A 260-nucleotide genomic window follows, 5' to 3' on the forward strand; every position below is an offset into this window, starting at 1 on the left:
CTCAACCCAATATTCTCAGCTAGGAGTCCGACCGTGACCGCTCCCCGCTCGGTTCTTGTTTCCCTTGAGGATACCCCTTGGTATCACTGTGTATGTCGCTGTGTGCGCCGTGCCTTCTTGTGTGGTGAGGACCAGCTCTCAGGGATGAATTTCGACCACCGCCGCGGCTGGATTGTCGAGCGTATTCGGCAACTTGCCGCCTTGTTTGCCATTGATGTGGCCGCTTATGCGGTGATGAGTAACCATTATCACATCGTGGT

At 55.0% G+C, this 260-nt stretch carries 1 protein-coding gene; it reads left to right on the forward strand.

Going from position 1 to position 260, the window contains the following annotated elements; all coding sequences use genetic code 11:
- Positions 1 to 33: 33 nt before the first annotated feature.
- Positions 34 to 260 (forward strand): transposase (locus tag BQ17_RS03475; protein ID WP_089724342.1); only part of this gene is annotated, 227 nt, incomplete at its 3' end.

The organism is Candidatus Thiosymbion oneisti (genome assembly GCF_900092655.1).
GTDB classification, from domain to species: Bacteria; Pseudomonadota; Gammaproteobacteria; order Chromatiales; family Chromatiaceae; genus Thiosymbion; species Thiosymbion oneisti.